The sequence below is a fragment of the Erwinia sp. genome (genome assembly GCF_031978025.1).
Classification (GTDB): Bacteria; Pseudomonadota; Gammaproteobacteria; order Enterobacterales; family Enterobacteriaceae; genus Erwinia.
This window is the reverse complement of sequence record NZ_DALZCD010000408.1, coordinates 1-2,537: the sequence shown is the minus strand read 5'-3', so window position 1 is coordinate 2,537 and position 2,537 is coordinate 1. Positions and strand designations below refer to the sequence as shown.

The window sequence follows — 2,537 nt, the reverse complement described above, 5'->3', positions numbered from 1 at the left end:
TCACCCTGCAGTGACTTGCTCATGAGCAGTCCCGCCGTTTTGCCTGCCTGATATTGATCGATTCCTACGTGGCACAGCCGCTGCGCCTGGGGTATGTCAGTCGCCAGCGTAATCACCGGCACACCCTGCGCCTGGCAAAAGGTCAAGGCTTCATGAATGGCCGGGTAATCGTGCCCGAACACGATGATACCGTCCCGCCTGTTGCAGGCGGCCATTATGCGCTGGGCGAGTTTTTCCGGCTGCGACTCCGCAATAAAGGTTTTATGCAGCGTCAGGCGCTGATAGCCCAGCTGGTTAGCGACCGCCGCGAAATCGCTCGCAAGGGTACGAAAGAAAAAGGAGGCATTACCGCTGAGGTAAAGCTCGATCTGCCAGGGCGGCCGGTAGGCCTCAGGCAGCGGACGCGTCATGCCCGCTTCACGTGCGGCCTGAAGCACCTTGCGCGTGGTGGTGGGCGACACGCCGCCGCGATCGTTCACCACCCGATCTACGGTCGCGACCCCGACCCCGGCCAGCTCGGCCAACCTTTGCAAAGTTAACTTTTTCATCGTTGTTTCCATCAGCGGTCACGTTATCCGCACTTTGCGGAGGGCGGCATAGTATGCGCAGCCCGGTGAGTCTGGCAAGCCGGAAAAAGTCGGCAGGTTTTCCCCCTTATTACCGTTATTGCAGCCGCATGAAGGCAGGCGAGAAGCGGTTTCTGGCAACGCTCAGGAAAAAAAATGGCCACTTCGATGGAAAAAAAGACGCCTGTCTAAAAATGATGGAAAACCATCAATACATCACTTTTCCCTCGGGCAGCAAAAATCTATCCTGCCGCCGATGTTAATTTTTTATTAAATCAACATGGCGTATGTAAATAAAAAAGTAATCAATCTGATAATCCTTTAAGAAATTATCAAAAAAAATCTGAAATTTTTGCAGTGTGAATAATTTTTGCAGGGGAAAAATGAAACGAAGAGAGTTGCTCACCTCAGTGGTGGCCGCTGGGCGCCGCCTTTTCCTTATTTTTCCGGCCTGATAGTATCGGCTTAAGCGTGACGATAATTTATTATCGTCGCTGCTTTCCCCTTTTTTCCCGGCCGAAGGTGCCTTAAGCATAGCGGTAACGCAGCGTCGCTGTTTTCTCCCTGCTGTCCCGGCTGATGCCAGAGCCTTAAGCCCCATAGAGACCCTTTTTTCCGCGCATTGTTGGAAAATTACGCGGCTGACGGGCTTCCCCCACACAATTCTCTGCGAGTTGTTACACTCAGTTCTGGTGCCTCAACTGGAGCGATCATGAAACTGGGCTTTGCTTGTAAATATTTTAATGCTGAGGAAAAACAGCCTTTTCCACTAAGAGCTACCACGCGTACGCGGTTCTTAAGCCTGGATAAAGCAGCCCAACTGGCATTGATTAGCGAGATCTCGCAGCATAATATCACTAACCTTTACCTGACCCTGGAAGCGCTGGCGAAAGAGCCGGAAGCACTGCGCATGATGCGCCTCGGCAGTGACTTGTTGCCTTTATTTACGGTCCCGGAAGCGAACGAGCTGTATCAGGACTATTTGCCGGAGCTGCATTCAGGCCTGGCGAAATGCGGTGATTTCGCCCGCCAACATCACATTCGGCTCTCTTTTCATCCGGGTCAGTATTCCGTGCTGGCATCAGATAATCCTCTGGTGGTGGAACGAGCGATTGAAGACGTGGAATACCATACGCTCTGTGCGAAGCTAATAGGGTATGGCAAAACCTTCCAGGATTTTAAAATTAATATCCACATGAACGGCAAGGGAGGCTTTGAAGGGTTTCAACGCGCTTTTGATCGCCTTAGCCCGGAAGCAAAAAATATGCTGACGGTAGAAAACGATGAAATTTCCTGCTCGCTGGATGATGTGTTGCAGGCGAAAGAACTTTGTCCCATCGTGCTGGATATTCATCATCATTGGGTAAAAGAAAACGAATTTATCCAGCCAGACGATTCACGTCTCGCGGAGATTAAAGCGTCCTGGCGCGGCGTCAGGCCGGTGCTGCACTATTCCATTTCAAAGGAAGGCATTATACCGGCGCACGGATTTCCAAATCAGGAAGAGTTAGGCGTGGCAAAAAATAAATTGCGGGCGCATTCCGATTACTATTTTAACGATACGCTAAATGACTGGGCTTTATCGTTCAGTGATTTCGATATCATGTGCGAAGTTAAAATGAAAAATCTGGCTCGGGACCGGCTTTACGGGGCTGCTTTGCAGGGAAAAAAACAGGATTAGCACAGCCGGAACATGCGCAGCAGAGCGCATGTTCCGACCGCCACTTTGTTTACAGCTTGCCGCTGCGGGTCTGCTCTGAAGTGGTAAAGTGGGTTTCGCCATGGGCAATATCGCCGCCGCCTTTGACGCTTTTCAGCTGCACCGTATCGCCATGCTCCCAGGCGTTGGCGCCTGCCGCGGCAGGATGCGCAACGATGTCCTTGCGCGATGCCCGAATTTTCTTCGTGTCCACATCGAATCTTTTATCACGGTCAATCAGCAAACGGGGATCCATCTGGCCGTCGGCGGTA

The 2,537-nt window shown here is 51.6% G+C and carries 4 protein-coding genes and 1 pseudogene; 2 read left to right on the top strand and 3 right to left on the bottom strand.

Features of this window, described 5'->3' with window-relative positions; all coding sequences use genetic code 11:
• Positions 1 to 548: LacI family DNA-binding transcriptional regulator (locus RTK32_RS21055; protein WP_312047336.1), on the bottom strand; the 548-nt coding region annotated here is incomplete at its 3' end.
• A 53-nt stretch (positions 549 to 601) separates the two neighbouring features.
• Here RTK32_RS21055 and RTK32_RS21050 point away from each other — a divergent pair.
• The gene (locus RTK32_RS21050; protein WP_312047334.1) at positions 602 to 829 is read left to right on the top strand and encodes a hypothetical protein; all 228 of its coding nucleotides are present in this window, start codon (positions 602 to 604) and stop codon (positions 827 to 829) included.
• Here RTK32_RS21050 and RTK32_RS21045 read toward each other — a convergent pair.
• A complete protein-coding gene (locus tag RTK32_RS21045) occupies positions 826 to 1,167 on the bottom strand; it encodes a hypothetical protein (protein ID WP_312047333.1) in 342 nt (113 codons plus the stop codon). The genes RTK32_RS21050 and RTK32_RS21045 overlap by 4 nt on opposite strands.
• A 111-nt stretch (positions 1,168 to 1,278) precedes the next feature.
• Here RTK32_RS21045 and RTK32_RS21040 point away from each other — a divergent pair, with 111 nt between their 5' ends.
• Positions 1,279 to 2,247, top strand: a complete 969-nt coding sequence (locus RTK32_RS21040) for a UV damage endonuclease UvsE (RefSeq protein WP_312047331.1) — start codon at positions 1,279 to 1,281, stop codon at positions 2,245 to 2,247.
• A 49-nt stretch (positions 2,248 to 2,296) separates the two neighbouring features.
• Here the strand turns inward: RTK32_RS21040 and RTK32_RS21035 are convergent.
• Positions 2,297 to 2,537 (bottom strand): annotated as a pseudogene (locus tag RTK32_RS21035) (DUF1264 domain-containing protein); the annotation flags it as partial.